The sequence below is a fragment of the Methanobrevibacter sp. 87.7 genome, from assembly GCF_002208625.1.
In the GTDB taxonomy this organism is placed as follows: Archaea; Methanobacteriota; Methanobacteria; order Methanobacteriales; family Methanobacteriaceae; genus Methanarmilla.
Genome location: NZ_MRCT01000085.1, coordinates 1 through 8352, shown reverse-complemented (window position 1 = coordinate 8352; position 8352 = coordinate 1). Strand labels below are relative to the sequence as shown.

Genomic DNA, 8352 nt, shown 5'->3' with positions numbered 1-8352 from the left:
TATAAGTTATAAGTTATAAGTAAAAATTGATATTAATTAAAAATATTTAATTATTAAAAAAAGTTTGATAAAGAGTATAAAATAGGTATAATAATAAAAAAGAATTAAATATTAATTTCTAAAGAAACTTTATTTCCATCTTTTAAATTTAATTTTTTTCTAAGATTATCTTTAGCAATAAATTCTAAATAATTTTCTTCATGAGTTGTTTTATCTGGAAAAACAATAGCTCCAGTAACAGAATTTTCTAATTTTGCTTTAATATATTTAACTCCACCAAAACCTTGATCAGATTTAATTACATTATTACAACTATTTTTTATATTATTAATTTTATTAAGATCTTTTTCAGGAACTGTAAGATTTAAAGTACCTGGATAAGGAATAAAACCACATTTAGCTTTAAATTGAGATTTATAAAAATCTTGACCTAAAAAATATGCAGCTTTTCCAAAACCTGATGTAACAGTACCATTAATTTCCATAGTATACCTCTTTATAAAAAAAATTCTATTAATTATTATAGTTAAAATTATATTTAAATATATAAATATATTAAAATCCAGTATTTAAAAATAACTAAAATTTTAAAAAAAATTAAGAAAAAAGAGAATTTAAGTAAAAAAATAATTCAAATTAAAAAAAGGAATATAAAATTATATATTAATAGAAAATAAATAGTATATTAAATAGAAATTAATTATTCTCAGGGCGGAGTGAAATTCTCCACTGGTGGTAATTTAATATTATATTAAAAAGTCCACGAGCACAAGAGTGTTGATTTGGTTAAAGTCCAAAACCAACGGTTAAAGTCCGGATGAAAGAGAATGTAGAATATATAATTATTTAATTAATTATAAGTATAATATCTTTTTTTGCCCTGATTCTAAGAAATCTAGAACACTATTTAATAAAATCGAGGAGATTACTATGAATCAAGAAAATATGCTAAAAGGAACATATGAAGAACGTGTAAATACTGCTATAGATTACCTTAAAAAAGGTAAAGGAATTATAGTAACAGATGATGAAGATAGAGAAAATGAAGGAGACATGTTCTTCTCATCAGATTATCTTACAAATGAACAAATGGCTCTTTTAATAAGAGAAGGTAGTGGAATTGTTTGTTTATGTATGAGTGATGAAAAAGCAGATGAATTAGAATTACCATTAATGGTAAAAGAAAACACAAGTACTTATGGTACAGCATTTACTATAAGTATTGAAGCTGCAGAAGGAGTTACAACTGGTGTAAGTGCAGCAGACAGAGTAACTACAGTAAAAGCAGCATCTAAAAAAGATGCAAAACCTGAAGATTTACATCATCCAGGACATGTTTTCCCATTAAGAGCTAAAAATGGTGGAGTCCTTGAACGTGATGGTCATACTGAAGCTAATATTGATATGATGAAATTAGCTGGCCTTACACCATGTGGTGTATTATGTGAAATTACAAAAGAAGATGGTACAATGGCAAGAATGCCAGATGTTATAGAATTTTCTAAAGAAAGAGATATGCCTATTGTAACCATTGAAGATATTAAAAAATATAGAAAAACCCATGAAAATTAGATTTTTTTAAATAAAAATTTAATTTTTTTAAAACTTTTTTTAAAACTTTAAACAATTCTTAAATAAAAATCTTAATAATTAAATATCTAAATATTAAAAAACTACTTATTTTAAATAAATTTATTATATTAAATAATCTTATAGATTATTATATTAAATTAATAAATCATAATTTCTAAAATTTAAAGTTAATAAAATAAATTTTAAAGATTAATTTTCTATTAATAAAAATGAGGAATTTTATATGGAAAGTAAAATTATTAAATCAGATGTATTGATTATTGGTTCTGGAGGGGCAGGATCAAGAGCAGCTATAGAGGTAAAAAAACAAGGATTAAAACCAATTATAGTTTCAAAAGGATTATCATTTAAATCAGGATGTACTGGAATGGCAGAAGGTGGATATAATGCTACATTCGGATTTGTAGATTCTGAAGATACAAAAAAAGCACATTTTGAAGATACATTAAAAGGTGGAAGTTATCTTAATGATAGTAAACTTGTAAATATTCTTGTTGATGAAGCACCAGCTAGATTAATAGATCTTGAAAATTATGGTGCATTATTTGATAGACAAGAAAATGGTAAACTTAATCAAAGACCATTTGGTGGCCAAAAATATAGAAGAACTTGTTTTTCAGGAGATAGAACAGGCCATGAAATTATAACTGCACTTAAAGAAGAAGTAACTAAATTAGGTATAGAAACAATTGATGAAGTTATGATTACAAAATTAATTAAAAACACTGATGATTTCCCAAAAGTTATAGGTGCAGTTGGATTTAATTTAAAAGATTCTAGTACAATATTCTTCCAAGCAAAAGAAGTAATTATTGCAAGTGGAGGAGCAGGACAACTTTATCCAGTAAGTTCAAATACAGTACAAAAAAATGGTGATGGATATGCACTTGCATGGGATGCAGGAGCAAATTTAGTTGATATGGAACAAGTACAATTCCATCCAACAGGTATGGTTAAACCTAAATCAAAAGCTGGAGTTCTTGTAACTGAAGCAGTACGTGGAGAAGGTGGAATACTCTATAATAAAAATCATGAAAGATTTATGTTTAATTATGATGAAAGAGGAGAACTTGCTACACGTGATATAGTTGCAAGATCAATATATAATGAGATTCGTGAAGGTAGAGGTACTGAAGATGGAGGAGTATACCTAGATATTAGTCACCTTGATGATGATATTATTGATGAAAAACTTGAAACTATGGTAGAACAATTTAAAGATGTTGGTGTAGATATTAAAAATGAGCCAATGGAAGTTGCACCTACTGCTCACCACTTTATGGGTGGAGTATTTATAAATGAAGACTGTAAATCAACAATTGAAGGTTTATATGCATGTGGTGAAGCTGCAGGTGGAGTTCATGGAGCTAACCGTTTAGGTGGAAATGCACTTGCAGATACACAAGTATTTGGAAAAAGAGCAGGAAAAGCAGCTGCAATAGCATCTGAAATTGAAGAGTTTGAAATTAATGAAGAAGAAATAGAGAAAGAGGAAAAACGTATTAAAAATCTTATATCTAAAGGTAATATTAAACCAAAAGAAGTTAAAAATAAAATTAAAAAAATAATGTGGGAAAATACTTCTATTATACGTGATGAAAACCATTTACGTTTAGGTCTTAAACGTCTTCTTGATTTAAAAGAAAATGAACTTCAAAATATGGATGTTAAAAACACTAAATATTATAATAAAGATCTTCAAAATGCATTAGAAGCAATAAATATGTGTGAAGTCGCAATACTTGTTGTAAAATCAGCAATATTAAGACGTGAAAGTAGAGGTGCACACTTTAGAGAAGATTTCCCTGAAACAAAAAAAGGTTGGCAAAAAAGTATTGTTTTTGGACCAACTAAAGTTAGATTTGTTAAAAGAGAAGCAAAATTTACTCTTGATGAGTAAATTAATTTTTTCTTTTTACTAATCAATAAATAAATTTTAAATTTTAATGATTAATAAATGAATCCTTAATTAAAATAAAAAAATAAATTATAAATCTTAATAAATAAAAGACAGAATCCTTAATTAAAATAAAAAAATAAATTATAAATCTTAATAAATAAAAGACAGAATCCTTAATTAAAATAAAAAAATAAATTATAAATCTTAATAAATAAAAGACAGAATCCTTAATTAAAATAAAAAAATAAATTATAAATCTTAATAAATAAAAGACAGAATCCTTAATTAAAATAAAAAAATAAATTATAAATCTTAATAAATAAAAGACAGAATCCTTAATTAAAATAAAAAAATAAATTATATAATAAAAAAAAGTACTTAAGAAATCTAAATAAAAAAAATAAATTTAATTATTAGATTCTTTTAAGCTTAATAAATCAGATATTGCAGTTTTAGTATTATCAATAATACTTTGCTCATTAAGAGATACTAATTTTCTATTTTCCATAAGAACTTTTCCATCACAAATTGTAGTATCAACATTATCTCCATTAACAGAATATACAAGATTAGCACATAATGAATTTCCAAGTGGAGTAAAATTTGGACGATTAGTATCAACAAGAATAATATCTGCTTTTTTACCTACTTCTATAGATCCAATATCTTTATCTAAACCTAAAGCATGAGCACCATTAATAGTAGCCATTGAAATAGTCTCTTCAGCAGATAAAACTTTAGGATTAAAAGTTGAAACTTTTTGCAATAAAGCAGCAAACTTCATTTCTTCAAATAAATCAAGATTATTATTACTTGATGCACCATCAGTACCTAAAGATACACAAATATCATTATCTAATAACTTAGCAATAGGTGCAACACCTGAAGCAAGTTTCATATTACTACAAGGATTATGAGAAACTTTAACATCATTTTCTTTAATTAATTTAATTTCATTATCAGATAACCATACACAATGAGCTGCTAAAACATCTGAAGATAATAAACCAAGTTCATCAAGATATTCAAATGGTCTTTTACCTCTAAGTTCAAGACAATCATCAATTTCTTTTTTAGTTTCATTCATATGAATATGAATTCCAACATTATACTTATCTGCTTCTTTTCTTACTCTTTCAATTAATTCTGGAGAGGTAGTATAAACAGAATGAGGTCCAAACATAGTAGTTACTCTACCATTAGCATAATTATTAAATTCTTTGATTAATTTAATATTAGATTTAAATTCATTTTCTCTTTTTTCAGCATCACCAAAATCAATCATACCATAAGATAAAACTCCTCTTATTCCAGATTCTTTTACTGCACGAGCGACATCACCCATATAAAAATACATATCAGTAAAAGTAGTTGTACCAGATTTTATCATTTCTAAAGCACCTAACATTGCACCAGCATAAGAGTACTCACTATTTAAATTTGCTTCCATTGGCCAAATATAATCATTTAACCATGAATCTAATTCTAAATCATCAGCAAGACTTCTAAATAAAGTCATAGGTAAGTGAGTATGAGTATTTATAAGACCAGGCATTACAATTTTACCTTTAGCATCAATAATTTTTTCTGCATTAGAATCTTCAATATTTTCACTAATTTCAGAAATTTTATTATTTTCAATTAATATTGAGGATTTACTATATTCTACTTCTCCATTAAGTTTTGGATTTAAAACAGTTCCATTTTTAATTAAAATATTACTTGTTTCCATAAGATATCACAATAATTAATTAATAAGATATAAAAATATAATATATATAATTATATTTTAATAATATTTAAAAAAAACTAAATTATATAAATGATATTTAGAGGAAAATACAATTTAAGATAATCATAATCTTATAATTTTTAAATTAATTAAATTATCTAGGTAATGTAAATGAAATTAAAAATAGCTATACCATCAAAAGGACGTATAAGTGATCCATCAATAGAAATACTTGAAAGAGCTGGTTTAAGATTAAAAGACAGTACTAATAGGAAATTAATGTCAAAAACATTTAATCCAAATATAGATGTTATGTTTACACGTGCTAGTGATATTCCAACATTTGTAGAAGAAGGAATTGTAGATATGGGTATTACTGGCCATGATTTAATTAAGGAAAAAGATGCAAATGTTGAAGAATTATTTGATTTAGATTTTGGACAAACAAAACTCGTACTTGCTAGTCCAGAAACATCAGATATTAAAAGTGTTAATGATTTAACAAGTGATATGAGAGTTGCAACTGAATTTCCAAATTTAACAAAAAAATATCTTGAAGAAAATGGAATAACTGATATAGAAATTGTTAAACTTGCAGGTTCAACAGAAATTGCACCATTAATTGGTATTGCAGATGCAATTACTGATTTAACAAGTACTGGTACTACACTTAAAACAAACCATCTTAAAATCATAGATACAATTCTTGAAAGTTCAATTAAATTAATAGCTAATAAAGATAGTCTTAAAGAAAAAGAAAACCTTATTAATGCTGTTGAAACTGGAATAAAAGGAGTAATTAATGCAGGAAATAAAAAATTACTTTTAATGAATGTTAATAAAAATGATCTTAATAAAGTAAAAGATGTTATTCCTGCAATGAGTGGGCCAACAATATCTGAAATATTATCTAAAGAAGATATGGTTGCAGTTCAAACAGTAGTTGATGAAGAAGTAGTATTTACATTAGTAAATAATTTAAGATTAGCTGGTGCAAAAGACATTCTTGTTGTACCAATTGAAAGAGTAATTAATTAATTAAATCTTTAATTAATTATTTACTTAATTATTATATAATTTTAAAATCAATAAAAAAAAGTTTATTATCTTAAATATAAAATAAACATCTAATAATATTTTTAATATATTAAGAAGATTTATTATAAAAATTAAGAATCTTATAGAAAATATTTTTTAATTTAAAACTCTAAATACTTCAATATTTTACATAATTTATAAAAATAATACTAAAAACGACATTATTCTAAATCTATTAAAGAATTTTATAAAAACAAAGGGAATGAATCTTTTAAAACTATTAAATGTTTTAAATATAATAAAATTACTTTAGAGAGATAATATGAGAACCCTAATTATTTATGATAAAATAAATAGTAATGCAGAAAACCTATCAAAAGAAATATTAGATAATATTAATTGCGAATTTAAAAGAGCATTCCCTGTAAAAAAAGCTAAAGATACATGTTTATTAAAATATGATTTCATAATATTAGGCGGATCTATTAAAAGAGGAAATATTCCAGGAAACTTAAAAAGATATGTTAAAAGAAATATAAAAACACTAAAAGGTAAAAACTTTGCATTATTTATTATATGCTATGATAGAGAAAAAGTAGATAAATATTTCTATAAATCATTTTCAAAAGAACTTGTTAGTGCCTCATATACTAAAAAATATTTCTTAGAAAGAAATAAATCTGGAATATTTAATAATAAAAATAAAATGGACTCTGATGAGATTAAAAAACTAAATAAAAAAAATGTAAAAGAGTTAATTAATGAAATAAATGAAATGAATGATAATTTTAAAAATCATAATAATTAATCATGTATACTAAAAAATACTTAACAATACTACTTAAGATTATAATAATACACTAAAAAAACATCTAAAAACCAAATTTAAAAATTAAAAAAAATAAGAACAACACTAAAAAAACATCTAAAAACCAAATTTAAAAATTAAAAAAAATAAGAAATTAAGAATTTTTAAAAAAATTTTAATTATAATAATAAACAAACAATTAAAATAAATTTCAATTTTAGGTGATTACAATTTTTAATCTAAAAAATGTTATATCAATTAATGATTTTGATAAAGAAGATATAAATTTTATTTTAGATGAAGCAACCAAACTTGAAAGTGTTGCTAAATCTCAAGTTAGTTCTGATTTATTAAAAGGTAAAATACTTGGAATGATGTTTTTTGAACCATCTACAAGAACTAGATTATCATTTGAAACATCAATGAAAAGATTAGGTGGAGAATGTATAGGTTTTGATAATAGTACTTCCTCTTCTATTGTAAAAGGAGAAAGTATTGCAGATACTGCAAAGATGATTGAATCATACTCTGATGCACTTGTAATAAGACATGAACTTGAAGGAGTATCTAAATTCATATCAGAAATTGTAGATATACCTGTAATAAATGCTGGTGATGGTGCAGCTCAACATCCAACACAAACATTACTTGACTTATACACAATGAAAAAAGAATTTGGACATATTGAAAACCTTAAAGTTGCACTTGTAGGTGATTTAAAATATGGCCGTACAGTCCATTCACTTGCATATGCACTTGGATTATATAATGTTGAAATGACATTTGTTGCACCAAAAGAACTTAGAATGCCTAGAGAAATTCTTGAAGATCTTGAAAAGAATAATATTAAATTTAAAGAAAATGAGAATCTTAATGAAGTTATAGATGATATTGATGTATTATATGATACAAGAATTCAAAAAGAAAGATTCCCAGATTTAGAAGAATACTTAAAAATTAAAGATGCATATCTTATTAATCATGATATGTTAAAAGGAAAAGATCTTATTGTAATGCATCCTTTACCAAGAGTAAATGAAATTGCATATGATGTTGATAATACAAAACACAATAAATATTTCCAACAAGCATTTAATGCTGTTCCAGTAAGAATGGCTATATTAAAAAATTTAATATTAAATAATCCTAAATTTCCAGAATAATTTAATATTAAAAAACAGTTTTTAGATTAAAGATTTTTAGGTTTTATAATTATTATAAAACCATATACTATTTTTTTCATAATATTAAAACTTTATAATAAAATAATTTCTCTAAAAC

7 protein-coding genes and 1 riboswitch are annotated in these 8352 nt (G+C 24.2%); of the genes, 5 read left to right on the top strand and 2 right to left on the bottom strand.

From position 1 onward, the window contains the following. Nucleotides 1-104 precede the first annotated feature (104 nt). Entirely contained in the window at nucleotides 105-485 is a 381-nt protein-coding gene (locus BGI41_RS05300; protein ID WP_088539241.1) for a DUF120 domain-containing protein, read from the bottom strand. Nucleotides 486-698: 213 nt separating this feature from the next. Beyond that, nucleotides 699-833, top strand: a riboswitch (FMN riboswitch). Nucleotides 834-930: 97 nt separating this feature from the next. On the opposite strand from BGI41_RS05300, the gene ribB reads away from it, so the two are divergent. Together ribB and tfrA are read left to right on the top strand one after the other, a co-directional pair. Further along, a complete protein-coding gene (gene ribB / locus BGI41_RS05295) occupies nucleotides 931-1572 on the top strand; it encodes a 3,4-dihydroxy-2-butanone-4-phosphate synthase (RefSeq protein WP_088539239.1) in 642 nt (213 codons plus the stop codon). Between the two features lie 244 nt (nucleotides 1573-1816). Next, entirely contained in the window at nucleotides 1817-3493 is a 1677-nt protein-coding gene (gene tfrA / locus BGI41_RS05290) for a fumarate reductase (CoM/CoB) subunit TfrA (RefSeq protein WP_088539237.1), read from the top strand. Nucleotides 3494-3899: 406 nt separating this feature from the next. Here the strand turns inward: tfrA and BGI41_RS05285 are convergent, their stop codons facing one another. Further along, on the bottom strand, nucleotides 3900-5225 hold the full coding sequence (locus BGI41_RS05285) for an amidohydrolase family protein (protein ID WP_088539235.1): 1326 nt from the start codon (nucleotides 5223-5225) through the stop codon (nucleotides 3900-3902). 171 nt (nucleotides 5226-5396) lie between these two features. On the opposite strand from BGI41_RS05285, the gene hisG reads away from it, so the two are divergent. The 3 genes from hisG (at nucleotide 5397) to pyrB (ending at nucleotide 8234) form a co-directional block, all read left to right on the top strand. Then, nucleotides 5397-6263 carry an ATP phosphoribosyltransferase gene (hisG, locus tag BGI41_RS05280; protein ID WP_088539234.1) on the top strand — a complete coding sequence of 289 codons (867 nt, stop codon included), beginning with the start codon at nucleotides 5397-5399 and terminating at the stop codon, nucleotides 6261-6263. 322 nt (nucleotides 6264-6585) lie between these two features. Next, complete coding sequence (locus BGI41_RS05275; RefSeq protein ID WP_088539232.1) at nucleotides 6586-7071, top strand: flavodoxin domain-containing protein; 486 nt, start codon at nucleotides 6586-6588, stop codon at nucleotides 7069-7071. Nucleotides 7072-7292: 221 nt separating this feature from the next. Then, on the top strand, nucleotides 7293-8234 hold the full coding sequence (gene pyrB, locus BGI41_RS05270) for an aspartate carbamoyltransferase (RefSeq protein WP_088539230.1): 942 nt from the start codon (nucleotides 7293-7295) through the stop codon (nucleotides 8232-8234). Nucleotides 8235-8352 lie beyond the last annotated feature (118 nt).